23 protein-coding genes are annotated in these 25338 nt (G+C 60.3%); 11 read left to right on the top strand and 12 right to left on the bottom strand.

What is annotated here, in order from left to right; genetic code table 11:
* Window positions 1–2 precede the first annotated feature (2 nt).
* Window positions 3–899, top strand: a complete 897-nt coding sequence (locus BD293_RS16980; protein WP_142083821.1) for a LysR family transcriptional regulator — start codon at window positions 3–5, stop codon at window positions 897–899.
* Window positions 900–968: 69 nt separating this feature from the next.
* Here the strand turns inward: BD293_RS16980 and BD293_RS16975 are convergent, their stop codons facing one another.
* Window positions 969–2240 carry a cupin domain-containing protein gene (locus BD293_RS16975; protein ID WP_211841050.1) on the bottom strand — a complete coding sequence of 424 codons (1272 nt, stop codon included), beginning with the start codon at window positions 2238–2240 and terminating at the stop codon, window positions 969–971.
* A gap of 272 nt (window positions 2241–2512) precedes the next feature.
* Between BD293_RS16975 and BD293_RS16970 the strand changes: the two genes are divergently transcribed.
* On the top strand, window positions 2513–3118 hold the full coding sequence (locus BD293_RS16970) for a LolA family protein (protein ID WP_142084701.1): 606 nt from the start codon (window positions 2513–2515) through the stop codon (window positions 3116–3118).
* Here the strand turns inward: BD293_RS16970 and maiA are convergent, their stop codons facing one another.
* Window positions 3119–3745, bottom strand: coding sequence for a maleylacetoacetate isomerase (maiA, locus tag BD293_RS16965; RefSeq protein ID WP_142083819.1), 627 nt, complete (start codon window positions 3743–3745; stop codon window positions 3119–3121).
* 105 nt (window positions 3746–3850) lie between these two features.
* Between maiA and hmgA the strand changes: the two genes are divergently transcribed.
* Window positions 3851–5212, top strand: coding sequence for a homogentisate 1,2-dioxygenase (hmgA, locus tag BD293_RS16960; protein ID WP_142083816.1), 1362 nt, complete (start codon window positions 3851–3853; stop codon window positions 5210–5212).
* Between the two features lie 53 nt (window positions 5213–5265).
* Here hmgA and BD293_RS16955 read toward each other — a convergent pair whose 3' ends face one another.
* Window positions 5266–5718, bottom strand: a complete 453-nt coding sequence (locus tag BD293_RS16955; RefSeq protein ID WP_142083814.1) for a DUF2383 domain-containing protein — start codon at window positions 5716–5718, stop codon at window positions 5266–5268.
* Window positions 5719–5839: 121 nt separating this feature from the next.
* Here BD293_RS16955 and fahA point away from each other — a divergent pair, with 121 nt between their 5' ends.
* The 6 genes from fahA (at window position 5840) to BD293_RS16925 (ending at window position 11509) form a co-directional block, all read left to right on the top strand.
* The gene (gene fahA / locus BD293_RS16950; protein ID WP_142083811.1) at window positions 5840–7084 is read left to right on the top strand and encodes a fumarylacetoacetase; all 1245 of its coding nucleotides are present in this window, start codon (window positions 5840–5842) and stop codon (window positions 7082–7084) included.
* Between the two features lie 75 nt (window positions 7085–7159).
* Window positions 7160–8110 carry an MBL fold metallo-hydrolase gene (locus BD293_RS16945; protein ID WP_142083808.1) on the top strand — a complete coding sequence of 317 codons (951 nt, stop codon included), beginning with the start codon at window positions 7160–7162 and terminating at the stop codon, window positions 8108–8110.
* A gap of 84 nt (window positions 8111–8194) precedes the next feature.
* Window positions 8195–9817: an FAD-dependent oxidoreductase gene (locus BD293_RS16940; RefSeq protein WP_142083805.1), complete on the top strand. Its 1623-nt coding sequence runs from the start codon at window positions 8195–8197 to the stop codon at window positions 9815–9817.
* On the top strand, window positions 9810–10016 hold the full coding sequence (locus BD293_RS16935; protein ID WP_142083802.1) for a DUF2783 domain-containing protein: 207 nt from the start codon (window positions 9810–9812) through the stop codon (window positions 10014–10016). The genes BD293_RS16940 and BD293_RS16935 overlap by 8 nt, the downstream gene beginning before the upstream one ends.
* A 191-nt stretch (window positions 10017–10207) precedes the next feature.
* A complete protein-coding gene (locus BD293_RS16930) occupies window positions 10208–10885 on the top strand; it encodes a 4'-phosphopantetheinyl transferase family protein (RefSeq protein ID WP_142083800.1) in 678 nt (225 codons plus the stop codon).
* A 306-nt stretch (window positions 10886–11191) separates the two neighbouring features.
* Entirely contained in the window at window positions 11192–11509 is a 318-nt protein-coding gene (locus BD293_RS16925) for a hypothetical protein (RefSeq protein ID WP_142083798.1), read from the top strand.
* A 21-nt stretch (window positions 11510–11530) separates the two neighbouring features.
* Here the strand turns inward: BD293_RS16925 and BD293_RS16920 are convergent, their stop codons facing one another.
* From BD293_RS16920 to BD293_RS16890, 7 genes are read right to left on the bottom strand one after another with little or no spacing between them, the layout of a single operon-like run.
* Entirely contained in the window at window positions 11531–12022 is a 492-nt protein-coding gene (locus BD293_RS16920) for a low molecular weight protein-tyrosine-phosphatase (protein ID WP_142083796.1), read from the bottom strand.
* Window positions 12023–12079: 57 nt separating this feature from the next.
* Window positions 12080–12571, bottom strand: a complete 492-nt coding sequence (locus BD293_RS16915; protein WP_142083794.1) for a copper chaperone PCu(A)C — start codon at window positions 12569–12571, stop codon at window positions 12080–12082.
* A gap of 39 nt (window positions 12572–12610) precedes the next feature.
* Entirely contained in the window at window positions 12611–12961 is a 351-nt protein-coding gene (locus tag BD293_RS16910) for a hypothetical protein (RefSeq protein WP_142083792.1), read from the bottom strand.
* A 44-nt stretch (window positions 12962–13005) separates the two neighbouring features.
* The gene (locus BD293_RS16905) at window positions 13006–13620 is read right to left on the bottom strand and encodes an enoyl-CoA hydratase/isomerase family protein (RefSeq protein ID WP_142083790.1); all 615 of its coding nucleotides are present in this window, start codon (window positions 13618–13620) and stop codon (window positions 13006–13008) included.
* Entirely contained in the window at window positions 13617–14378 is a 762-nt protein-coding gene (locus BD293_RS16900) for an SDR family oxidoreductase (RefSeq protein ID WP_142083788.1), read from the bottom strand. Before BD293_RS16900 ends, BD293_RS16905 begins: the two co-directional genes overlap by 4 nt.
* A 12-nt stretch (window positions 14379–14390) precedes the next feature.
* The gene (locus tag BD293_RS16895; RefSeq protein ID WP_142083786.1) at window positions 14391–18275 is read right to left on the bottom strand and encodes a translocation/assembly module TamB domain-containing protein; all 3885 of its coding nucleotides are present in this window, start codon (window positions 18273–18275) and stop codon (window positions 14391–14393) included.
* Window positions 18275–20095 (bottom strand): autotransporter assembly complex protein TamA, encoded by a 1821-nt coding sequence (locus BD293_RS16890; protein ID WP_142083777.1) that lies wholly within the window; start codon window positions 20093–20095, stop codon window positions 18275–18277. Before BD293_RS16890 ends, BD293_RS16895 begins: the two co-directional genes overlap by 1 nt.
* Window positions 20096–20290: 195 nt before the next feature.
* Between BD293_RS16890 and ahcY the strand changes: the two genes are divergently transcribed.
* Both ahcY and pnp read left to right on the top strand, forming a co-directional pair.
* Window positions 20291–21679, top strand: a complete 1389-nt coding sequence (ahcY, locus tag BD293_RS16885) for an adenosylhomocysteinase (protein ID WP_142083775.1) — start codon at window positions 20291–20293, stop codon at window positions 21677–21679.
* 202 nt (window positions 21680–21881) lie between these two features.
* Entirely contained in the window at window positions 21882–24011 is a 2130-nt protein-coding gene (pnp, locus tag BD293_RS16880) for a polyribonucleotide nucleotidyltransferase (RefSeq protein ID WP_142083772.1), read from the top strand.
* Window positions 24012–24074: 63 nt separating this feature from the next.
* Here pnp and BD293_RS16875 read toward each other — a convergent pair whose 3' ends face one another.
* Both BD293_RS16875 and BD293_RS16870 read right to left on the bottom strand, forming a co-directional pair.
* Entirely contained in the window at window positions 24075–24794 is a 720-nt protein-coding gene (locus BD293_RS16875) for a response regulator (RefSeq protein WP_142083770.1), read from the bottom strand.
* Entirely contained in the window at window positions 24791–25300 is a 510-nt protein-coding gene (locus BD293_RS16870) for a MarR family winged helix-turn-helix transcriptional regulator (protein WP_142084700.1), read from the bottom strand. The genes BD293_RS16875 and BD293_RS16870 overlap by 4 nt, the downstream gene beginning before the upstream one ends.
* Window positions 25301–25338 lie beyond the last annotated feature (38 nt).

Raw genomic sequence — 25338 nt, 5'->3', positions numbered from 1 at the left:
AGATGGATGTGAAGTCCCTGTATACGTTTATCGCGGTGGTCGATCACGGCAGCTTTGCGCAAGCCGCAGAGGCGTTGGACCTGTCAGCCTCGGCGATAAGTGTGCAGATGCGCGGGCTTGAGGCAGATGTGGATATGCGCCTGTTCGACCGCAGCCGCCGCCCGCCCGTGCTGACGCATGAGGGCCGCGATTTCATCGAGCGCGCCCGCGAAGTCATTGCCATATGGGAAGACCTGTCCCACAGCCTGCGCCGCGACAGCAACGCCGGCAAGCTGCGTATCGGCGCTGTGCATACGGCAGTGTCGACCCTATTGCCCGCAGCATTGCGGCGCTTGCGCGAAAGCCATCCCAATCTGGAAATGCGCCTGACAACGGGGCTTGCGCATGAACTGGACGCGACATTGCGCGCGGGCCTGATTGATGTGGCGCTGACCACAGGCACAACCGAAGTGGCCACCGGTTTCGTATTCCACACGATCAGCGCCCAACGTCTGGTCGTTCTGGCCCATGCCGGGGCCAAGGGCGCGGATTTTCGGGAATTGTTGCAGCATAATCCTTATGTCCGCTTTTCGCGTCAGGCGCGGGTCGGCGAGATGGTGGAGCGCGCGCTGGAACATAACGGCATTCAGGTTCAGACCGTCATGGAAGTGGACACGCAAGACGGGGTTCTGGCCTTGGTGGCGGCGGGTTTGGGGGTTTCGGTCGTGCCCGAGCATCCAAAGCTGCAAAACCCGCAATTCCGCGTCATGCCTTTGGGTGACCCGCCGCCGTTGCGACTGCTGGGCCTGATGTTCGACCCGACATCACCGCGCCGCAGGTTTTGCGACCTGCTTTGTGAGGAATTGCGCCGCGAAGCAGTGGATATGGGCATGTCTGTGCCAGCAGCACCTGAGAGTTAAGCGCCGCGCTTGCGTGGCGCTGCCGTTCCCTGCGCATGTCTGGGGGAATGCAGCAACCGACATCAGGTATCAGTCTGGCATTCGCAGCGCCCCATGCCCCGCCAGATCATCGGCGGCCAGTTCTGCGTTGCCGGGGCCGTAATGGCGCAGGATCACAAGTGTCTCTGTGCTGCTGTCATTGACCACCCGCAATGCACTGGCGGCTTGCGCTGATACGAACACCTCATCCTCGCTCAGATCGCCGAAGCGGATTGCTGTTGCGGCGGCGACGGGCAGACCGCCCATGCGCCCGCGCCCCGCAATGACGATGGCACCGTGCGCGTCGTCTTCGCGCAATGTGACCTCTGCCCCCGCTGCGACGCGCAATTCTTTGGCGCTGAAATAGGGCGAGCGGTAGGTGATCCAGCTTTCTACCCATCCCGCAGCGTCGCCCGCAGCGACCGAGCGCGCGGTGCGAATTTTGGGCGAAAAGCGCTTGGCGGCAAAGTTCGGGTCAACATTGTCGTCCCATTCCAGCAGCGACATGAGGAAATCCAGATCGCCATGATGCTGCGCAGGCACGTCTTTCCACAGCAGGTCTTGCGGCACTTCGCGGTTGTTGGACCAGCTTTCCCACATCGAGAACACATCCGACGCGGCTTGCGGCTCATATGTGCACACAGATGGGGGCGCGTGTAGAATACCCGCAGGGACATCCCAGCCCGTACCCAAGCGCAGCCGGTAAGCGACGGCCAGATCCGTGATGCGGTTATCGCCACCCGCGCCGAAGCGGCGCAGGGCATCGCGCACCTGATCGCGCGTCACATCCGGGCGCAGGCCGAAATAGGCGATGGGTTGATCGCCCAGATGGTTGTTGACCTCGGGCGGGTAGAAATAGGCTTCGGGTTTGCTGCGCTTGCCCACAAGGGCTGCCTTTTCCTCGGTCTGGTGCAGATGAAAGGGCAAGGGTTGCTGGTTGTCGAAGAACTTGGAATACATCGGCCAACCGCCATGCACGTCCCATAGTCGCTGCCCCAGCAGGTCAGCCCCATGATGGGCCACAAACGCATCAAAGGGCAGCAGCACGCCATTTTCGCCCACAACCAGCGACAGCCCTTCATGCGCCGTGGTGTCGGGGCCGTTTTCAGCGCGCACCGCCGATGCAAACCAGCGTTCATCAATCCCGCCGCGCCCAGCGCCGAACGCGAAATAGTCATCAGGATGCAGGCGAATGCGCCGCCCCGGCGTGCAGAACACGCGCGGCACCCATGCGGGCGCCAGCCGGACAATTCCGCCGTTACGTTCAAGGGCCACGTCCATTGCGCCCGTATCTTCGCGCACGGTGTCATAAATCTCTGTCATCTGTCCTGTCCCCTCACTTTATCACGCGCCGCCCGCCCCCCGGATGCCGCACCAGACAAACGCGTCCACACCGGGATATTTCGCCCAAGGGTGGCCCCGCCCCCTCCATCCCCGTAAAGCAGAGGATGGGCGCGATGTCACCGCGCAACCCGTCACGCAGTGCAGGCGAAAAGGGGCCAAAACGTTGGTGGAATCGGCAACTCTCTGCCTTGTGTTGACTGCGTGAGCAGATCAAGGCTTCCGTGGCGCAGAAAAACATCTATCTAGTGCGTATGAGTATCACACGCCGTTCCCTTCTTTTGTCCTTGCCTGCGCTGGCGCTGGCTGCACCTGCTTTCGGGCAGGCAATCCCACTGTCCGAGATATCGCGTTATTTTAACGGTTTCTCGAACGCGCAGGGCGATTTCACCCAGATCAACCCGGATGGCAGCATTGCCACTGGCCGCATTTTCATCCGCCGCCCCGGTCGCGTGCGGTTTGAATATGACCCGCCAGAGCAGTCGCTGGTCATGGCAGGCGGCGGACAGGTCGCAATTTTCGATGGCCGGTCCAATCAAGGGCCAAACCAGTACCCGCTTCGGCAGACACCGCTGAACCTGATACTGGAACAGAATGTCGATTTTGAAAACCGGAACATGGTCGTAGGCCACTCGCATGACGGCGACACAACCAGTGTCGTTGCGCAAGACCCGGAGAATCCGCAATACGGCTCTATCCGGTTGGTGTTCTCGGCCAATCCGACCGAGTTGCGCCAATGGGTTATCCGCGACGATACGGGCGCTGAAACCACGGTAATCTTGGGCAATATGCAGTTTGGCGGCACCTTGTCCGCGCGGCTGTTCAATATTTCCGCCGAGGCTGACGCCCGCCGCCGCTGATCAGGGGGCCAAAGTGTCAGGGTGGGCCGCCTGTACTGCGTCCAGCGCGAGCATCGCCTTCTCAACCGCGCGTATTCGGGGCAGTGGCGCCATGTCCACCCCCCAGCGCCGCGCGTTATAGACCTGCGGCAGCAGACAAATATCCGCCAGCGACACCGTGTTTCCATGACAGAACCGGCCAGTCTGCGGATGGTCCAGCATCTTTTCAACTGCGGCCAATCCGGGGCCGATATGGTCGCGCATCCAGCCTTCCAGCGCATGGGTGCCACCTGAGGCGGCAACGGCCTCTTGGGCGACGCGCAGATTGCAGACCGGTTGTATCTCCATCGCAACGGCCATCGCCAAGGCCCGAACCCGCGCACGGGCCAGCGCGGGGTCAGGCAGCCATCCGGCGGCATATACCTCATCCAGATATTCCAGTATCGCCAGCGATTGCGTCAGTTGGTGGCTGTCAATTTCCAGTGTGGGAACAATGCCTTGCGGGTTGCGGGCTAGATTTTCAACTGCGGCCTGCTCGTTGGTGCCCAGATCAACCTGCACGCGCTCATATGCCAGCCCCAGCAGGTTCAGCCCGATCCGCACGCGGTATGATGAGGATGACCGCCAATAGTCATATAGCCGGATCATGCCCGCCTCCCTTTCTGCCCGATCTGTCCACGCTAACCTTGACATGGTTGCAAATGCAACCAATAAGAGGGGAAAGCGATCATTAATCCACCAAAGGGGGCTGCCATGACACGCCATGATCTGCCGCAGGGGATGGTCCGCGCGCCATCGCATACCGGCCCAAACGAAGGGTATATGCCCGGTTTCGGCAATGACTTTGAGACGGAGGCCCTGCCTGACGCCTTGCCCCAAGGTATGAACAGCCCGCAGAAATGCAATTATGGCCTGTATGGCGAGCAACTCTCTGGCACGGCTTTTACCGCGCCCAGCCACCAGAACGAGCGCACATGGTGCTACCGCATCCGCCCCTCGGTCAAGCATTCGGGGCGCTATGCGAAGCTTGAACTGCCCTATTGGAAATCCGCGCCCTGCATTGACCCCGATGTCATCAGCCTTGGCCAGTATCGCTGGAACCCTGTGCCGCATGGCGACCAAGCGCTGACATGGCTGACCGGTATGCGCACCATGACCACGGCGGGTGATGTGAACACACAGGTGGGCATGGCGACCCATATCTATCTGGTCACCACATCGATGGTGGATGAATACTTCTACTCTGCCGACAGCGAAGTGCTGATCGTCCCGCAAGAGGGGCGTTTGCGCTTTTGCACCGAACTGGGTGTGATTGATCTGGAGCCGATGGAAATCGCCATCATCCCGCGCGGGCTGGTCTACCGGGTCGAGGTTCTGGATGGCCCCTGCCGCGGGTTTGTCTGCGAGAATTACGGCCAGAAATTCGAATTGCCGGGCCGTGGGCCGATTGGCGCGAATTGCATGGCGAACCGGCGTGATTTCAAAACACCTGTGGCCGCGTTTGAAGACCGCGAAACACCGTCCACCCTGACGATCAAATGGTGCGGCCAGTTTCATCACTGCGAGATCGGGCATTCACCGCTGGATGTGGTCGCATGGCACGGCAATTACGCGCCGGTAAAATACGACCTGCGCACTTATTGCCCGGTGGGGGCGATCCTGTTCGACCACCCGGACCCGTCAATCTTTACAGTTCTGACAGCCCCATCCGGCGTGCCGGGCACGGCGAATATCGACTTTGTGCTGTTCCGCGAACGCTGGATGGTGGCCGAAAACACCTTCCGCCCGCCGTGGTATCACAAGAACATCATGTCCGAGTTGATGGGCAATATTTACGGCCAGTATGACGCCAAGCCGCAAGGCTTTGTTCCCGGCGGCATGTCGCTGCACAATATGATGCTGCCACACGGGCCGGACAAAACCGCCTTCGAGGGCGCGTCAAATGCCGATCTGAAGGCTGAAAAACTGGACAATACCATGTCGTTCATGTTCGAGACGCGCTTCCCGCAGCATTTGACACCATTTGCCGCGAATGAGGCACCGCTTCAGGATGATTACATCGACTGCTGGGACAGCCTTGAGAAGAAATTTGACGGCACACCGGGGGTCAAGTGACCCCCTGCACGCCTCTCGCATACGCGGTTGGCCCGCGTGACGGTGCTGCCACGTCAGGCCGCTGCCTGCATCTGTGCATCAATCTTGCCAAGATTGCCCAGAACCGCCTGGCGCTGGTCTTTCAGCAGCTTTATTTCGGCAGCCTTGAAGGCATCTTTCGCAATCTCAACCTCGCGCAACGTGTCGTCATAGGTTTCAAGCAGGCGCTTTTCGCCGTCGCGCAGGCCGGGCAACAGGCTTTCTTCATCCGCCGTAATCATGAACCGTGCGTTCAGCACGATCTTGTGCACGACACTCATATAAGATCCGTCGGCATCTGGCCGCTCTCCGCGCTCCAGCAAAAGGCCAGCAATGTCATGCGCATGAGTCATATGCGTGCGCTTCAGCTCGGCGCACAATGTGCCAACCTGATCGCGTTTGGCAATTTCTGCGGCGTCGTCATAGCCTTTCACGGCATCAATAACAGTCGTGTAAAGGGTCGAGAATGTTTCAATCGGGGTGGGCATGATGTGCTCCTCGCGGGTGTGGTGGGTATGTTGAACAACCGCGCAAGGCCGGTCCCGGTTCCCTTGCGCACCGCGATGACGCAGCGAGGGGCTGCACCTTCGACCCTGAAAGGAGCATGGAATGCCTTTGATCCGCGCTTGGCTTGACAGTGCAAACCGGCCTGACGGGGGCTTTCCCCTGAACAACCTGCCCTTGGGCGTTTTCACGGCAAATGGCGCGCCCCGATGCGGTGTGGCGATTGGCGATCAGATCCTAGACGCAACCGGGCTTGAACAAGCCGGGTTGCTTGAGTTGAATGCCACCCTCGTGCTCGATCACCCCGGCTGGAACAAGCTGATGGGCCTTGGCCCAAAGGCATGGGCCGCACTGCGCGCACAGCTGACCGCGCTGCTGCGCGAAGGCGCGCCAGCGCAGGACCGCGTCGCCCCCTTCCTGCACCCGATCGACGGGGCGCAGATGCACATGCCCTTCACGGTTGCCGAATTTACCGATTTCTACGCAAGTCGCCACCATGCCACCAATGTCGGCACCATGTTTCGCGGGGCCGAAAACGCGCTCCCCCCGAACTGGCTGCATATTCCGATTGGCTATAATGGCCGCGCCTCTTCTGTGGTCGTGTCTGGCACGCCGGTCCGCCGCCCTTGGGGGCAAGTGAAAGGGCCGGATGACGCGCAGCCCCGCTTCGCCCCCTCTGCCCGCTTCGATCTGGAGCTGGAACTGGGCGCGATTGTCGGCCAACCCTCGGACGGGCCGGTCACGGTGGCCGATGCGGACCAGATGATCTTTGGCTATGTGCTGCTCAACGACTGGTCAGCGCGCGACATTCAGGCGTGGGAGTATCAGCCCCTTGGCCCGTTTCAGTCCAAGGCGACCGCCACCAGTGTCAGCCCGTGGATTGTCATGAGCGCAGCACTCGCCCCCTTTCGCACCCCCACGCGCGAAGTGCCGCTCTTGCCCCATCTGCAAGAGCGCGGCCCGATGCTTTATGACATCGCCCTGCATGTCGATCTGACGCCACAAGACGGCCAGCCCGTGACCATTGCACGCACCAATTACCGCGAGATGTATTATTCCAGCGCCCAACAACTCGCCCATCACACCACCAGCGGCTGCCCGATGCGCGTGGGCGACCTGCTCGGCTCTGGCACCATTTCCGGCCCTACCAAAGACAGCCGTGGCAGCCTGCTGGAACTTAGCTGGGGCGGCAAGGAACCGCTCCAGACCGGCGGCATCACCCGCAGTTTTCTGGAAGATGGCGACACGATCACCCTACATGGTGGCGCACAAGGCGATGGCTACCGCATCGGCTTTGGCACATGCGCAGGCACCCTCCTGCCCGCCCTGCCAGACCCCTACGCACGCTGACATTTTCTTGCTCCAAATACTCCCGCCGGAGGCATCCGCCCTCTCAACCCGGCGCAACAGACGAAGGAAAGATCCATGGCCAAAGCTTTTGCCTCTCAAGGCGATATGACCGAGAAGAAGACCAGCTTCACCGAAATCGGGCGCGGGCTGTATGCCTTCACCGCCGAAGGTGATCCAAATTCCGGCGTTATCATCGGCGATGACAGCGTCATGGTGATTGAGGCGCAGGCCACACCGCGCCTTGCGCAAAAGGTGATTGACTGCATTCGCACCGTCACCGACAAGCCGATCAGCCATCTGGCGCTGACCCATTATCACGCGGTGCGTGTGCTGGGCGCGTCCGCCTATGACGCCCCGCAAATCCTGATGTCTGACGCTGCGCGCGCGATGGTCGTGGAACGCGGGCAAGAAGACTGGGACAGCGAATTCCAGCGCTTTCCTCGCCTGTTTCAGGGGCATGAGAGCATTCCGGGCCTGACATGGCCCACCACCACCTTTCGAAACCGGATGAGCGTCTATCTGGGCAATCGCCGCGTGGACCTGATGCATCTGGGCCGCGCACATACGGCGGGCGATATCTCCATCCATGTGCCGGATGAAAATGTCATGTTTACAGGCGATATCGTCGAGTATCATTCCGCCTGCTATTGCGGCGACGGGCATTTCAACGACTGGGGTAATACGCTTGACGCGATCAAGGGTTATGGCGTGGATGCCATTGCACCGGGGCGCGGTGACGCACTGATGGGCCGCGACATGGTCGATACAGCCATCGAGAACACGCGCGATTTTGTCGCCTCGACCTATGCGCCTGCTGCGAAAGTGGCCGCGCGGGGCGGCAGTCTGAAAGACGCATGGAACGCTGTGCGCGCCGAATGTGACCCGAAATTCGCGGATTATGCGATTTACGAGCATTGCCTGCCCTTCAATGTCGCGCGCGCCTATGACGAAGCGCGCGGCATCGACACCCCCCGCATCTGGACCGCCGCGCGCGATCTGGAGATGTGGCAAGCACTTCAGGACTGATGCACCCGCGCGGGGCTTGACCTGAGTCATTGTCCCGCCTGCGCTGTCCATGTTCACTTGAGCCATATTTGACAGAGAGGGATCATGACCAAGGTTTTCGACACCCCGCTTTACCCCTATGCGCGCCACCCCGATCAGGACGCCGCCACACCGCCGCGCCACAAGGTCGTCATTCTGGGCGCGGGGCCTGTCGGGCTGGCGGCGGCAATTGATCTGGCGCAACGCGGCGTGGCGGTTGTGGTGCTGGATGAGAATGACCGCGTCAGTTCCGGCTCTCGCGCGATCTGCTTTGCCAAGCGCACGCTGGAAATTCTGGATCGTCTGGGGTGCGGCGATGTCGCGGTCGAGAAGGGTGTGACATGGAACAAGGGCCGGGTCTTTTTTGACGAGCGCGACATTTTTCAATTCAACCTGCTGCCCGAAGAGGGCCACCACCGCCCCGCCTTTATCAATCTGCAACAATACTATCTGGAACAGTTTCTGGTCGAACGCGTGCAGGCATTGGCGGCAGAAGGAAAGCCCATCGAGATACGCGGCCGCAACCGGGTCGAGGCGATTGGCCGCCATTCCGACCATGTCCGGCTAGAGATTGAAACCCCCGAAGGCCCTTATGAATTGCAAGCCGAGTGGCTGATTGCCTGCGATGGTGCCAATTCCCCCACGCGGCGCATGATGGGGCTGGATTTCGTTGGCCGCGTGTTCGAGGATAATTTCCTGATTGCCGATGTGGTCATGAAAGCCGATTTCCCGACCGAACGCTGGTTCTGGTTCGACCCCCCCTTCAATCGCGGCCAATCCGCCCTGCTGCACCGCCAGCCCGACAATGTCTGGCGGATTGACCTGCAACTGGGCTGGGACATTGACCGAGAGGCCGAAAAACAACCCGACCGCGTGATCACACGCCTGAAAGCGATGCTGGGCGAGGATGTGGAGTTCGAGCTGGAGTGGGTCTCGATCTATACATTCCAGTGCCGCCGTATGGCGAAGTTTCGCCATGGTCGCGTGATCTTTGCAGGCGATGCGGCGCATCAGGTGTCACCCTTTGGGGCGCGCGGGGCCAATTCCGGCCTTCAGGATACCGACAATCTGTGCTGGAAGCTGGCGCTGGTGCTGGAAGGGCGCGCGTCAGAGCGTTTGCTGGACAGCTATGATTGGGAACGCGTCTATGGCGCGGATGAAAACATCATGAATTCCACCCGCGCGACCGAATTCATCACCCCCAAATCCGAGATCAGCCGCGTGTTTCGCAATGCGGTGCTGGATCTGGCCGCGCGCCATGATTTTGCGCGCCCGCTGGTCAATTCAGGGCGCTTGTCAGTTCCGTGCATGTATGATGACGGCCCCCTGAACACGGATGATGACGCAGACCTGCCAATGCGCGCCAGACCCGGCGCACCCCTGCCTGACGCGCCGTTGGGCGATGATTGGTTGCTCGGCTCGCTTGGATCGGGCTTTACCCTGCTGGCCATTGATACACCCTGCTCCGATACGCTGCGCATGGCAGGGCTAGATGTCACAGTGCTGCGGGTTTGCGCGCAGGACAATCCCGATCTGGCCGCGCGCTATCTGGGCGGCCATCCCGGTGCCGTCTATTTGGTGCGCCCCGACCATCATGTCGCCGCGCGCTGGACCCGCTTTAACGCGGCCGCAGTCGAGGGTGCATTGCGGCGCAGCATTGCCACGCCACAAGGGGGTCAAAATGTCTGATCTGAACCTGCACCGCAATCTGCAAGACCCGGATGGGTTCTATGCCAATCTGATGGCCGTGCATGATGGGCTTTCCAAAGCTGAAAGCGATGCCTTGAACGCGCGGCTGATCCTGATTCTTGCCAATCATATCGGTGATGAAGCTGTACTTGCACGCGCGCTAATTGAAGCTGCGGACCTGTCGCACCAGCCGGAGTGACGCGCCGGAAAGGGGGCTTTTCTGACGACCGGAAGCGCCGCCCTGCGTGCATCAGGCCCAAAAAAGGCCGGTGCGCGCCACATTTTCTCCCTGATCGCATGCCAAGCATACCGTCAAAGGGTGCGTGCTGATCCGGCTATTGGCTAAGTGTCAGACATGCGCGGCGCCACGGCTTGAAGGGGTGACATGACATGATGCTGCAACGATTCGCATACTCGGAATTTGCGAACCCGCTCTTTGGTGACAGGGTTGCAATGGCGTGGGCTGATCCGCGCGCGCCCATGTCACGCCTGATCGGGGATGAAGTTCTGGCGATCGAGCAGGAAGGGGCCGCGCGGGCGCGCGAATTTTGCGCCGGTCGTGCCGCTGCACATGCCGCGATGGAACAGCTTGGCCATGCGCCGCGCCCTGTGTTGCTGGGCGATGGGCAGGGGCCTGTCTGGCCGCCGGGGCTAACGGGGTCAATCTCGCATTCCAGCCGCGATTCATTGGCCGTCGTATCGGATGACCCCGAAATTCTGGCACTAGGGCTGAAGATCGGGCCTGCCACGGCGCTCGAATCGTCCAGTTGGCCCGAAATCTGCACGATCCGCGAAATGCACTGGCTTGCAAGCCTTGGGCCATCGCAACGCGGGCATTTTGCCATGCTGATGAAATGCATCAAGGAAGCGGTCTATAAGGCGCAGTTCCAGATCACCGGCACCGCAATCACCTATCACGACACCGAGGTGAACATTGATCTGAACACCAACTTCTTCGAGGGGGCGGTGCTTGCCGACCTGCCGTTCAGGGGTGCCCGAAAATCCTTTGTTGGTCGATTCGCGTTGTTGTCGGATTACTTCGTCGCCGGGGTCGAATGGCGGGACTAGGCGGAATTGATTCGTGGCGCTAACCCGCCTGACTGCCCGTGTTATTCGCAGATCGGCCACACCGCGCAGGATCACGAAACCCACCCCTAGTGGCCTTGCTGGCAGGCCCCGCAATATTTACGCGAGGGTGTTGCCAGATTGAGGCAAAACGCCCCAATGTGCAGAATCTGTTAGTGAAGAATAGCGTATTTCTGCTATGTTCACGCATCGATACATCGAGGCAGTCTTGTTGCAAAACTATATGTTCCGGGCAACCAACGATCCGGGTGCAACTTGGCAGGATGCAAAAAACCTGAAGAGGGCATAATGAAACAAACACTTCTCGCAGCAATGCTGGTCATCTTGGCCGCCCCCCTTGTTCCGGCGCCCGCAAGCGCCGGTCCTTTGGAAACCGCTTGCCTGCGCTCTGACCGCGCACAAGCAACACGGGCAATGTGCCGCTGCATTGATTCCGTTGCACAAAGCACCCTGACACGCGCCGAACAGCGCCGCGCCGCGACATTCTTCCGCAACCCACAGCTTGCGCAGGACGTGCGCATGTCGAAAAGTGACCGCGACAATGCATTCTGGACGCGCTACCGTGCCTTTGGCGACGCCGCCGAGCGCAGCTGCGCGGGACGCTAAGACCAATTTACGGAATTACAGCTACAAAAAGGGCAAGTGCTGGGTGCAGCCTTGCCCTTTTTTCATGCGGGACACGAGCATGTCCGTGCCCTGCTCGATCAGGTCCAGCACATGATCGAACCCGCCATCCAGATACGGGTCGGGCACATCGCTGTCGTGCTGGCCGATCAGGTCCAGAAACAGCGCGACCGGGGTTGCATTGCCGCTGGGGCGCTGTGCCTCGATGGCACGCAGATTGGCGCGGTCCATCGCCAAGATCAGATCATAATCCGTAAAATCAGCCGGTGAAAACTGGCGCGCGCGCAGGTCAGACAGGTCATACCCGCGTGACTGCGCCGCGCGCACGGCACGGTTGTCGGGGGCGCTGCCAATATGCCAATCCCCGGTTCCGGCGCTGTCTATCACGACATTCAGACCGGCCTGCGCAGCCTTGTCGCGGAAAATGCCATGCGCTGTGGGCGAGCGGCAAATATTGCCCAGACAGACGAAAACGACGCGTTCAGCTTGGGTCATGTGTCCCCCATGTTTTAGTCTGGCAGGGCCGCAGATGCGGCCCTGCTTCGGGTTGACTCAGTCGTGCGAATGGCTGTGATCGTGGCTGTGCCCATGAGAAGCGCCATGATCCGGCGCGCGCTCCAGATCCACAGGGATGATGATCTGCATGTCGTCACCCTCTTCAAAGCGCAGCGTGACCTGAAGGTCATCGCCATGATCGAATGTCTGGTTCAGCCCCAGAAACATGAGGTGGTCACCGCCCCGATCCAGCGCATGTTCGCCATGCGCAGGAATGACAAACCCTTCTGTGACCTCTATCATCCGCATGACGCCGGCGTCATCTTCGATATGGGTGTGCAACTCGACCCGCTGCGCCGCGTCTGACTGCGCGCCGATCAAGCGGCACTCTGCATCGCCATGATTGACAAGACGCATAAAGGCCGCGCCGGATTGCGACATCGCGGTCGAGGCGCGGGCATAGGGGTCTTCAACATGGATGCCGTCGCAGGCAACAGCAGGCAGCGCGAAAATTGCAGCACAGGCTGCGAGGAATATGGTGCGTTTCATAGGATATGTCCTTGTCTGATTGAGAGTGTCAACTGCGCGTCAGACACGTGAGGGGGGCGCGCGGGTGTCATGCCACTTCCCAGCGGCCCCAGTCAGACAAAGCGACTCTTGCGCGGGCATATGTGCAAGGTGATTCAGGTTTGCGCCTGCGGTGCTATCGGGTGCAGCCAGAATGGCGGCCAATGATATTACGTAATCAGGGCAGGGCATTGTATGCTCGACGGGCGTGCCGTCGCTGTCCATCACAATGCGCACCAGACCAGACCCGGTGCAGATGACCATTGCCTGCGCCCCATGCGCCTGAGCGCGCGCGCCTGCATGGCCGATGCTGGAGACAGCAACGGCCAGAGCCAGCGCCAAGGCTGCAAATGATCGCAAGATGCCTGTCATACCAAAGCTTCTAGCTGCGGGAATGCTTGCGGCAAAGCGCAAAATCATGGGATGAGGCGTTTGATCGCGGCCACATGCTCCGGGCGCGCCGTGAGTGCATCCGCGCAGAGTGCATGTGCCGCAGGCATCAATTCTTCCACGGGCACGATATGGTCCACCAGCCCCCAGTCGCGCGCCTCTTCCGCTTCAATACGGGCACCAGCCATCAGGATCATCTTGGCGCGCGCAGGCCCCACCAGCGCGGCCAGCCTGCCGGGGTCTGATGGTTGGGGCAGAAAGCCCAGTTTCATCACCGGATAGAAGAATTTTGCCCCCGGCACGCAAACCCGCAGATCACACGCCAGCGCCATGCCGAAAGCACCGCCCGCCAGCGTGCCATTCAGCGCCGCAATGGTCAGGCACTCGGCCTGCGCGATGCCTCCCGACAGGTCTTCCCACAGGTGCGAGGTGGCAAGGCCCGCGCGCGCTTCGTCCAGATCGGCACCGGCACTGAACACGCGCCCTTCGCCAGTCAGGATCAGGGCGCAGGCTTTGGCGTTGACGGCGGCATCAACAGCGTCGCACAGGTCTTGCAGCATTTGGGCTGTCAGGGAATTTGCCTTGTCGGGGCGGTCCAGTGTCAGGGTCCAGACACCAGCATCCTGCGCAACCCGGATCATCCGGCAAGCCCCAGCCGTCGGCGAATAGTCTCATCGCGCAAGGACACCTCGCGCCCGATCCAGTCATCCGCATCCGGCGTGCACATCCAGAGCAGCGCCTGTGCGGGCCAATCAGCGGGAACATGGGCCGCCCAATCCAATTGGCTGACAGCATTCACGCCGCTTGCCTTGATGGTGCGCTGCATGTCGGTGGCAACCGTTCCGGGCGACAGGCTCATGACCCGCACACCGCGCCCGCGCGCTTCAACATCGGCCACGCGGGTCAGCATCCATGCGCCAGCCTTGGAACTGCAATAGGCACCCCAGCCTTCGAGCGGGTTATGCGCCGCACCCGACCCGACTGTGATAATCGTGCCCACGCCCTGCGCCTGCATCACAGGCAAGGCCGCGCGCAGCCCATGCAGGACACCTTTCAGGTTGATATCAATCAGCCGCCCGAATTCGGCAGGGTCAACACTGGACAAGAGCGCGATCGGGTCAATCGCGCCTGCATTGTTGATCAGAATATCCAGCCGCCCGAATTCGGCCTGCATACGCGCAACGGCCCCTTCTACTGCGGCATAATCCGCGACATCGCAGGCGATTGGCACGGCACCCGTCTCAGCGGCGATGGCCTCCAGCGCGTCTGCGCTGCGCGCCGCAATACCAACTTTGGCACCGGCAGCGGTAAAAGCGCGCGCCGCTTCCAGCCCTATGCCCCGGCTGGCACCGGTAATCAGCACGGTTTTACCCGCGATAGAGGTTGCATCAACGCTCATCTGCGTCTCCTGTCAGTAGTCACGCTCAAAAAACAGTCCCACGCCCGCGCGGCCCTCATTGTCTATGCGACCGCGCGCGGTCACGGAAGGGGAAAGGTCGATATTTATCGACACTTCCGCACTGCCCTGCGGGCTAACCTCGACATCGGTATAGATATTCTCGGTCAGATAACTTCCCAACCGGACAGAGGTTTCGCCATCTTCATCGGTGCGCACATCCAGATCATCCAGTCCGGTATTGCGGCGCAACCGCTCCATGATCCCGTCGGTGCGGCCTGACAATGTGGCCAGCGACGAGGCAAGCTGTGCGGCCTGAAACAAAGACAATGTCTCAAACCCGCGTCCGAACAGCAACAGCGAGACGATCTCTTCCTCGGGCAAAGGCAGGGTCGATTCAAACCGGATTTCGGGGGAATCTGCGCGCCCTTCCAACACGATTTGCGCATTCACGCCGTCGCGCTCGGTCGAGGCGATCAGGCGGATGAAGGGCACGAAATCGCCTTGCAGGCTGGCAAAGCCCTCATTCAGGGTGAAGCGGTTGCCCAGCAGGTCCAGCCTGCCGCGGATCAGACCGAATTGTCCGATGGGAATGACATCTGCGGTGGTTCCAGTCAGCCGCAAACTGCCGCCAAGTTCCGCGTCCAGCCCGCGCCCGCGAATGAAAATCCGGCTTGGCGCGTCAATGTTGATGTCAAGCGAGGGGGGGCGGCGTTCGCGGCCATGCGTTTCACCTGCGAATATACCTGCACGGTCGCGCGTCTGGCGCGCACCGGCACTTTCGCCCACATGGCGGATATCGGGCGGAATATAGCCCCGCCCTGCCAGACCAACACGCGGAATGCGCAACTCTGTGCGGTCCAGTTGCAAATTGCCCGACAGCAATGGCCCCTGTGTCAACTCGCCAGTGATCCTGATCTCGCCTGATACATCTGTTTCAAACAGGCGCGGATCAATCAGGCGGAACGCATCCAGCCGCGCGCGCAGATCACCTGTGATCGGGGTTGCAAGGTCGATATCGCCACCAACTGAAATCTGGCCACCATTCGCGGACCGACCCGCCAGATTGACCGAAGTGCGCCCGCCTGTAATCTGCGCCTGCGCCGAAATATCTGCCAGACGGATACCTTGCTGCGGCAGGACAAATGTCACATTGCTGGCCTGCGCCGTGCCGTTGAGTGACGATAATGCAAGCGGGCCATTCAACGTGACATTGAACTCGGCCGGCCCTTGGATCGAGCGCGGCTCTAGCCTTGGGTTGATAAGCGCCAGATCGGTGCTGCCCTGCACTGCAAGGTTGGCCTGCAACTCGGTCGAGATGTCGCCCGCGATCTGCGCAGTCAGGCCCGCTGGGCCAGACACCCCGATATCAAGCGCGTAGCCGGTGCCAGTATCGCGGGCTGTTCCTGACAGCGATACGGCCCCCTCGATCCCCGGAACGACAGCGGCCAGATTGTTCAGCCGCGCATCAAGTTCCAGCGCTGGCCGCCCGTCGGCAATCCGGCCTGTGACATTCGCGTTCAGCTGCGGGCCAGTCAGCGTCAGGGTTTCGAGCAGCACCTCGTCGGGGCGTTGCACGACGCTGGCATTCAACTGGTGTGTGCCTGCCAGCAGGTTGTCCGCCGTCGCGGCACCAAGGCGCAGGTTTGTGGCGGTGGATTCCAGCGTGACGCGGCGCTCGTCCCCGTCTTCGCGCAGGCTTGCATCTGCGACGATGCGCCCGCCAAGGCCGGGTCGGATTGCGCCCAGATTGGGCACGGTGCTGCGCACATCCAGCCGCGAGGCACCCGCCTCATAGCGGCCTTCCGCATCCAGCGTGAAGGCACTGTTGCTGACCCGCAGACTGCTCAGATCAATGGCCGCGCCATCGCGCTGCCCCTCCAGTGCAAGGCGGGTTTCCCCGCGCAACGCACGATTTGCATCTTCCTGTCCGACAGTCAGGTCGCGCGCGACCGCTTCAAGGGTCAACGCCTCTCGCTCACGCGGGCCGCGCAAGGCAAGCTGTGCATCGAGCGCGCCGCCATAAGCATCACCCAAAACCGACAGATCCGAAAAGTCGATCTCGCCGCGCAACTCTATGTCATCGTCTGAAAGCTCGCCGCGCAGATCGGCGCGCAGGGTGCGGGCCGTGGCTTCCAGTTGGCGCAGGATGATGCGCCCGTCGGCACCATGTGCATCGATTGTGATCTGACTTTCGCCGGCCAGCAGCAGGTCCAGCTCGGTCTGATCCAGTGTCAGGTTCTGGCCGGTGATTTGGGCTGCGACAAGAAAGCGGTCGCGTTCGGGCCCAATGGTTGCATCGACCTGCGCCTGCACGCCGCCCGATAGCGGTCGGCCCGCCAATGTCGACAGCCGCGCGACATCCCGAAATTCCGCAAAGGTATTGGCGAAAATCACGCCCTCATCCAGCCGCGCGCGCCCGTTCAAGGCGTAATCGCGGCCCTCAAGCTGAAAGCCAGGCAACAGCAAGGGTCTGTCTTCGCGCCAGATCATCGCCAACGAACCAGAAACAGACGGCCCAAGCGCTTCGTTCAAGCCCGGATCGGTTGCCTCCAGCCCCAAGGCGGTGAAATCGATCAGCGCATCGACCACGTCAATATTCTCGCCAAAACCGTCCGAGGTGATCCGCCCAAGGCCGTTTATGAACAGGCTTTCAACCTTGAAATCCCCATCGTCATAGCCCAGCAGGTCCAGCACCAACTCCCAGTCTTCATTCTCGGATGCGTCGAATGCCAGCCGTAATTCTGCCGACTCGATACTGGTTTCCCCGCCCCCGACAGGCAGCACCACGCGCGAGCCGTCGCGCGACAAGACTTCGCCGCGCAGGTCGATCAGTTCGGGCAAATTCTCGGTGCCCAGTCGCATACGCCCGCGCAATCCCAGCTTGTCAGTGCGGATATCCAGATCATCCAGCGACAGGCTGCCATCGTCAAACCGTCTGGCACGCGTGTTCAGGCGGCTGTTCTCGCCGAAAAACGGGTGGAATTCCTCTTGCAGCAAGGGGCGCAGATCGCCAGCAAGGTCCAGTCTGATGGCCTGCGCGACACCGGGTTGGGCGGTTTGCAACTGGAACTGCCCCTCGACGCGAGGTTCGCCATTGGTCGCCAGTGTAATATCGGCGGCGAAATCCTCAATCGGGCCTTCGCCCAAAACTGTGAGCGCAGCAGAGGGGCTGTCTGGAATGTCCAGCATCGTGACAGCCAACCCGCCCGCGTCTTCCTCGATTGCCAGATCCAGACTGAGTACGCGCGTCTCGTTCGAGAATGCAGCGTCAAGGCGGAACTGCCCTGCGACATCGTCAATCCGGTCGATCTGCAATTGCGCATTGCCTTCGCCATCGGCCAGCGAGGCAGACCCGCGCACGCTTGCGCGCAACTCCTGCCCGAACAGCGCCTCGCCCAAGATAACCTCACCGATCTGCATCTGGTCCAGTTGGACAGAGAGTGGCAGTTCCGGCAACTCGAAATCAGGCAGGGTGAACAGCTCGCCCCCTTCGCTGTCGTCGCCCACAGGCGCGCGCAATATCGTCACACGTTCGGCAGAGATTTCGCCAATCTCTATACGGCGCTGGAATAGGGCCGAGCGGTTCCATTGCAGTGCCGCCCCTTCGACCAGCAGCCAGACACCTTCGTCATCTTCAATGCTCAACTCATCGAATGTTGCACGCGATGACAATGCGCCACTAAAGCCCCCGATGCGCACATCGCGGCCACTTTCGGACAGCCCGTCCTGCAACAGACGGGTCAGATAGCCGACATCACTTTCGCCCGCGCGCGGCAGCAGCGTTTCCGTCACGCTTTCGCCTTCAGCCTCGGGTTCGGTTTCCTGCGCCATTGCGACAGGCGTCACGATCAATGTGGCGCAAAAGAACCATTGAATGAGGGGCCGGATGATTTTCATCAAAACGCCTGCCCAATGCCCAGATACAGCTGGAATCCGCGTCCGGTATCGCCCGCGACAGGATAGCCGACATCAACGCGTATTGGCCCCACCACAGTGTCATAGCGCAGCCCGATCCCTGCGCCCGCGTGCCAGTCGGAGCTGCCGGAAAACGCGCCTTCCGACACATAGCCGGCATCGGCAAATCCAACCACGCCGATTGTATCTGTGGCACGCACGCGCACCTCTGCCGACAGCGCAGCAAAGCCCTGACCGCCAGACCTGACGCCACCGCGGGTCACACCAAGCGACCGGAAGGGCTGACCGCGGACACTTCCACCGCCACCCGAATAAAACAGCAAATCGCGCGGCGTGCCATCCAGATCAGCGCCGAACACAGCACCCGCTTGCGCGCGACCAGCAAGAACTATGCCGTCATCCTGCCCGAAGGCGCGGTATCCGCGCAAATCCGCATAGACCCGAGCGCCACTATCGCTGTCGCGCAGACCAAAAAATGGCATTGCTTCGCCACGCGCATAAAAACCGCGTGTCGGCGCGCGCTCGCTGTCGCGTCGGTCCCACGTTACGTCTAGCGGCAACAGCAACAGTTGGTAATTCCTCTGGGTTTGCAGGTTTGGCCCTACATCTGCGCGTTCCAGCAATGCCGCGATACCGGCCCCAAAGGTCAACTCGTCGCTAAAGCGGTGCACCAACCCGATATCGAGGCGTGCACGCTGTGCTTCAAAGTCGGATTCGCGCTCCGTCTCGACAAAGGCGCCGATATTCAACGTCGTATCAGGGGTGAAGGTGGCTGGGCGCGAAAATTCTACGCCAAGGCGGTAGTCCAGCTTGCCACTGCGCGCCCCAAGCCCGCCAACCATGCCTTCAATGCGAAACCGCTCTGCCCCGCCGAACAGGTTGCGGTGCAACCAGAACGCGCTGAGTTTACCGCCTGCTTCGGTATCAAATTCCACCCCGGCCCCAATCCGGCGCAAGGGTGCCTCGACCACAGAGGCGTCAATATCCAGCGTGCCATCGGGGTTGGCCTCATCCGCCTCTCGCAATGCGACTGAGGCAAAAGTGCCTGTCCGGCGCAACCGCTCTGCCGCGCGCTGCACATCCCGAGGTGAGAAAACTTCGCCCGTGGGCAAGCCTGCAATCTTGACGATCCGCGCCGGACGGGTGCGGCGCTGGCCATCGGGGCGCAACTGGCCAAAACGCAGGCGCGGGCCGGGCGTGATCTGCACAGCGACATCCAGCGCGCCCGGCGGGTGGCGCGCGGTGATCTGCTGGTCTGTCGGTTCAGCTTTCGCGTGGCCAAGCTCGCGCCAGCCATCCACGGCATCTGTGGTGGCATCGCGGATCACTGTGCTGCGCGCGGGCTGCCCTGACGCGAAGTCATCAGACAGTTCCGTGTCGCGCGCCAAGGGGCCAAGCTGCGCCTGACCAAAGACAAAAGCCGGCCCTTCGGTCAGGATCAGGTCAATCCGGCCAATCGTGGCGGGTGGGTTCAAGGGCGAAATATCCGCCGCCTCGCGCCCGTCAATGCGCACGGAAATCTGCGGCGCGTAAAATCCGGCCTCGTAAAATGTGCCGATCAACTGGCCATATTCAGCGCGTGCTATTGCGAACACTTCAAAAGGGTCTTCTACCCCTTCATCTCGCGCAGATTGCAACAAAGAAGATCGCCGCAGCGCGGTTTCCAGTGCGCTATCTTCGCCTTGAAATGTAATTTCAAGCGCATCGAATGCTTGTGCAGGAATGCCAGACAGCAATAGGGCAGTCAGCGCGGCTGATGTTGTATTCGGCGCGCACGGCCACCAATTTTGCTTACATTTCACGTTTTTTTGCACCCAAAATCCACGCTATTATTCCGTTTCGAGTTTTACAGATAGCGTTTCAAGCTACAACACCAAAGGCAAATGAAAAGGTGCTGCCTCATCACGATATATCTATAACAGGCGTTCACTTGTCTGTCAGGGGGGGCAGTGCTATGTCGCAGCGCAGCAAACATCGGTTCAAAGGATATTCGGCAGATGGCACAAGACTACATTGTAAAAGACATTTCGCTGGCCGAATTCGGGCGCAAGGAAATTGCGATTGCGGAAACGGAAATGCCCGGCCTGATGGCGTTGCGTGCGGAATATGGCGAAAGCCAGCCCTTGAGCGGCGCGCGGATTGTCGGATCGTTGCATATGACCATCCAGACCGCAGTACTGATTGAAACGCTGGTAGCACTTGGGGCTGATGTGCGTTGGGCGTCGTGCAACATCTATTCCACGCAAGACCACGCCGCCGCTGCCATTGCCGCAGGTGGAACCCCGGTTTTCGCCATCAAGGGCCAGACGCTGGAAGAGCATTGGGACTATCTGGACCGCTCTTTCATGTTCGCTGACGGCGCGAATATGATCCTTGATGACGGGGGCGATGCCACGCTGTATGTCTTGCTGGGTGCGCGCGCCGAAGCGGGCGAAGATATCATCCCTGTCCCTTCATCCGAGGAAGAAGAGGTCATCAAGGCCCAGATCGCCAAGCGTATGGCCCAAAGCCCCGGCTGGTTCACCAGGACGCGCGACGCGATCAAGGGTGTGTCGGAAGAAACCACGACCGGCGTGCACCGTTTGTATGACCTGCACAAGAAAGGCCTGCTGCCTTTCCCTGCGATCAACGTCAATGACAGCGTGACCAAATCGAAATTCGACAACAAATATGGCTGCAAGGAATCGCTGGTCGATGGCATCCGCCGCGCAACCGACACGATGATGGCAGGCAAGGTCGCCGTGGTTTGCGGTTACGGCGATGTGGGCAAAGGCTCTGCCGCGTCGTTGCAAGGTGCGGGCGCACGCGTGAAAGTGACCGAGATTGACCCGATCTGCGCGCTGCAAGCCGCGATGGACGGGTTTGAGGTGACGACGCTGGAAGATGTGGTGTCCACCGCCGATATTTTCATCACCACCACCGGCAACAAGGACGTCATCCGCATCGAGCACATGCGCGAGATGAAGGACATGGCGATTGTCGGCAATATCGGCCATTTCGACAATGAAATTCAGGTGGCGGCGCTGAAAAACCACAAATGGACCAACATCAAGGATCAGGTGGATATGATCGAGATGCCCTCGGGCAATCGCATGATCCTGCTGAGCCAAGGTCGCCTTTTGAACCTTGGCAATGCCACCGGCCACCCCAGTTTTGTGATGTCGGCCAGCTTCACCAATCAGGTGCTGGCGCAGATCGAATTATGGACCAAGGGTGACGAGTATCGCCCCGGTGTCTTTGTTCTGCCCAAACATCTGGATGAAAAGGTCGCGCGCCTGCATCTGGAGCGGATCGGCGTGAAGCTGACAGAACTGAAGCCGGATCAGGCCGACTATATCGGTGTGACGGTTGAAGGGCCGTTCAAGCCAGAGCATTACCGCTACTAAGCTCTGCTTGTCGCAATTCAAGCGGGAAAGCCCACCGGCTTTCCCGCTTTTCTTATGCGCCATTTTCCTGTAAGGCCCGCGCTATCTGAGACGTGACGCAGTGACCCCGGCGTGATGCATTAGGATTGGGGTCGGCGGCAATGGGGCCGCTATTGGAAACGGAAAGGCCAGAGGGCTGGTGCTTTCTATGAGGATACGCTGAATGTTCAATATCGTAAAAAAATCAATCCAGTGGGGCGAAGAGACGCTGACACTGGAAACGGGCAAGATTGCCCGCCAGGCTGACGGTTCGGTCATCGCCACTTTGGGCGAGACATCGGTCATGGCCAATGTGACCTACGCCAAACAAGCCAAGCCGGGGCAGGATTTCTTTCCGCTGACCGTGCATTATGTTGAAAAATACTACGCTGCGGGTAAAGTGCCCGGTGGTTTTCTGAAACGCGAAGCGCGCCCTTCTGACAAGGAAGTGCTGACCTCGCGTCTGATCGACCGTCCGATCCGCCCGCTGTTCGTAGATGGCTTCAAGAACGAAGTTCTGGTCATCTGCACTGTGCTGAGCCACGATCTGGTGAATGAGCCCGACATGGTTGCGATGATCGCAGCTTCGGCCGCGCTGACCATTTCGGGTGTCCCGTTCATGGGGCCAATTGCGGCATGCCGTGTGGGCTATGCCGATGGCGCGTACATCCTGAACCCCGAATGTCAGGACATGGAAAAGCTGCGCGAGAACCCCGAGCAGCGCCTTGATCTGGTTGTCGCAGGCACAAAAGATGCCGTGATGATGGTTGAATCGGAAGCCTATGAGCTGACCGAGGCTGAAATGCTGGGCGCGGTGAAATTCGCGCATGAAAACATCCAGCCGGTGATCGACCTGATCGTTGATCTGGCCGAAGATGCCGCGAAAGAGCCTTTCGACTTTCAGGCACCCGATTACTCGGACCTGTATACGGCGGTCAAAGCTGCGGGCGAGACACAGATGCGCGCCGCTTTCGCCCTGCGCGACAAGCAAGAGCGTGTTGCCGCAATCGGCGAGGCGCGCGACGCAATCAAGGCCGCACTCAGCGAAGAGCAACTAGCGGATGAGAACCTTGGTTCAGCCCTGAAAAAGCTGGAAAGCTCGATCCTGCGCGGTGCCATCATCAATGGCGAGCCACGTGTTGACGGGCGCGACACCAAGACCGTGCGCCAGATCGTTGCCGAAACCGGCCTTTTGCCGCGTACACACGGCTCGGCGTTGTTCACACGCGGTGAAACGCAAGCGCTGTGCGTCACGACACTGGGCACCGGCGATGATGAGCAGTTCATCGACGCACTGACCGGCACGTCCAAATCTAACTTCATGCTGCATTACAACTTCCCCCCCTATTCGGTGGGCGAAGTTGGGCGTTTCGGCCCTCCCGGTCGTCGTGAAGTCGGGCATGGCAAGCTGGCTTGGCGCGCATTGCAGGCGGTTTTGCCTGCGGCAACCGACTTCCCCTACACCATCCGCATGGTGTCCGAGATCACGGAATCGAACGGGTCATCCTCGATGGCATCGGTCTGTGGCGGGTCACTGTCGATGATGGATGCAGGCGTGCCACTGAAAGCCCCTGTGGCTGGGGTTGCGATGGGCCTGATCCTTGAAGAAGACGGTAAATTCGCTGTTCTGACCGATATTCTGGGTGACGAAGACCACCTTGGCGATATGGATTTCAAGGTTGCCGGTACGTCCGAGGGCATTACCAGCCTGCAAATGGACATCAAGGTTGCAGGCATCACCTTCGAGATCATGGAACAGGCACTGGCACAAGCCAAGGATGCGCGGATGCACATCATGGGTGAAATGTCACAAGCCCTGACAGCGCCCGCTGGTTTCAGCCAGTATGCGCCCAAGATCGAAACCATGCAGGTGCCAACGGATAAAATCCGCGAAGTCATCGGCACTGGCGGCAAGGTCATCCGCGAGATTGTCGAAGTCTCGGGTGCCAAGGTCGATATCAACGATGACGGCACGATCAAGATCGCCTCGAACGATCAGGACGCCATCAAAAAGGCCTATGACATGATCTATTCGATCGTGGCAGAGCCGGAAGTTGGCATGGTCTATACTGGCAAGGTTGTGAAGCTGGTCGATTTCGGCGCGTTCGTGAACTTCTTTGGCAAGCGCGACGGTCTGGTGCATGTCAGCCAGATCGAGAACCGCCGCCTGAACCACCCTTCGGATGTTCTGAAGGAAGGTCAGGAAGTGAAGGTCAAGCTTCTGGGCTTCGACGATCGCGGCAAGGTCCGTTTGACTATGAAACTGGTCAATCAGGAAACTGGCGAAGAAATCGCGGCAGAACAGGCTGAATAAGCCCCGTCACCAAAATTCAGAAAGGCCCCGGAGGCGACTCCGGGGCCTTTTGTCATTCTGCGCTCAGTCCGTTACCAGCATATAGCCCGCGCCCCGCACCGTTTGCAGATGGCGGGGGTTTTTGGGGTCGTGTTCCAGCTTGCGGCGCAGGCGGGTGATCTGCACGTCAACCGCGCGTTCCTGCCCGACCATGCCCCCATGCCCGGCGCGGTCGCGGCTTAGATGGTCGACCAGCGCTTCGCGGCTTATCACCTCGCCAGGGTTTTCACAGAACAGGCGCATGATCGCAGCCTCGGTCTGGGTCAGGCGGACGGGCCTGTCATCCTGTTTCAACTCGCCGCGTTCCAGATCATAGCGCAATGGTCCAATAACCAATATCTGCGGCAAGATTGCAGTCGCATTTTGCTGCGGATTGCGGCGCAGGATGGAGTTGATGCGCAGCAACAACTCGCGCGGCTCGAACGGTTTGGGCAGGTAATCATCTGCGCCCGCCTCTAGTCCGGTGATGCGGTCTTCGGCCTCTCCTCGGGCGGTCAGCAGCAGCACCGGGGCGGTGCCTTGCGAATGGATGTGGCGTGTCAGGCTGATGCCATCTTCGCCGGGCATCATGACATCCAGCACGATCAGATCAAAGCTAAGGCCCAGCATCAGGCGGCGTGCATGGGCGGCGTCACGGGCTGCGGTGACCAGAAAGCCGTTGCGCAGAAGGTATTTGTGCAACAATGCGCGGATGCGGGCGTCGTCATCGACAATCAACAAATGCGGTTGCGTGTCGTTGCTCATGTGCGACGGTCCCGCATGTTCAGATACTGGCGGCGGATTTCATCATCCATCATCGCTTCAAGAACCTGCCGGAACCCTGCGACAGCCTGCGGACCTGCCGCGCGATAGGCCGCGCGCATCCGCTCGCGCTGCGCTTCGGACAAGGCGCGTTCCAGCGTGTTGCCTTTTTCAGTCAGGAACAGATTGCGCTCGCGCCGGTCCGCGCGGCCAATGCGGCTTTCGACAAGGCCATCTTCGATCAATGTGCGCAACACGCGGTTCAGCGATTGCTTGGTCACACCCAGAACATTGAGCAGATTGTTCACAGTCGTGCCATGCGTGCGGTTGATGAAATGCAGCGCGCGATGATGCGCGCGCCCGTATCCATGTTCTTCCAGAATGCGGTCAGGGTCTGCGGTAAAACCGCGATAGGCAAAGAACATCGCCTCGATGCCTTTGCGCAATTGTTCGTCCGTCAGGAACAGCAGGCTTTCGCCACCCATCGCGCTGTTGCTGCCTTCGGCCATCTCGATAATTCCGTACACCCACAAACTTTGGGGCAGTT

Source organism: Roseinatronobacter monicus (genome assembly GCF_006716865.1).
GTDB lineage: Bacteria > Pseudomonadota > Alphaproteobacteria > Rhodobacterales > Rhodobacteraceae > Roseinatronobacter > Roseinatronobacter monicus.
The sequence above is the reverse complement of the archived record's forward strand: the minus strand, read 5'-3'. Positions and strand labels throughout refer to the sequence as shown.